Origin of the sequence: Acanthopleuribacter pedis (assembly GCF_017377855.1) — a bacterium.
GTDB classification, from domain to species: domain Bacteria; phylum Acidobacteriota; class Holophagae; order Acanthopleuribacterales; family Acanthopleuribacteraceae; genus Acanthopleuribacter; species Acanthopleuribacter pedis.
Map to the genome: position 1 here is coordinate 1 of NZ_JAFREP010000100.1, position 801 is coordinate 801.

General features: G+C 55.3%; 1 protein-coding gene. It reads right to left on the reverse strand.

All coding sequences use genetic code 11. The features are described from left to right. A partial coding sequence (locus J3U88_RS34030; RefSeq protein WP_243436298.1) for an IS66 family transposase occupies window positions 1-736 on the reverse strand: 736 nt, incomplete at its 3' end. Between the last annotated feature and the right edge of the window lie 65 nt (window positions 737-801).

The window sequence follows — 801 nt, forward strand, 5'->3', positions numbered from 1 at the left end:
CCAGCGGCAGATCGGGGTCATCCAGAAAGGCGGTTAAGCCCGCCCAATTGTCGTTCATGTACCCCAAAGCTTTTCCCATCGGGGATTTGGGGAGGCAACGCTGCCGTTTGCGCCAGGCATCGATTTCCTCGATGACCGGACCACAAAGGGCACGGCGATGCGCCGGTGTTTGCACCGGGCCGGCCTTGAATTCGCGGTCCTTTAGGTAAAGCTTTGCAACGAGGTCTAAGTAGGTTTTAATGTCCGGTTCTAAATGCTGAATATCAGTAAAATAGCGCCGCGTGTGTGACCAACACTGAATGCGTAAAAGTTCATTCTTCGCAACAAGCGCGTTGTATCCCCCATAATCATCGGCTACGAGGGCGCCGGCCGCATCGCCCATGACCCGGAGTGGAACTTTCCCGCTTCGCGTATCTTCAATGGTGAAGTAGGCATGGTTTTCGTTCCGAAACAGCCAGGCAAACTGCTGCTGGTTTTCAACGCCTTCGAGCACCCGCCACCTGGTTTCGTCGGCATGGCGGTGAAACCCAAGCTCGATATCGCGACGTAACGCCTCGTACACGTCTTCTAAGAGATTGGCGACGTGCCGGGTTTGGTTCCACATGGTCGAACCGGCCATTCGTAAACCGTCTCGTTGAAGCGCCTTGACTTGCCGCTCCCAAGGGAGTTGATCCTGAAACTTTCGAACCACCAGTTCAACAGCGAGATTTACGCCGTATTGGCCGCCGTCAACCAAGGTTGTTGGGCCGGGGGCCGTTACGCGACAGCCGCATTTTTTTGCGCGATACTTCCAGCGGATAA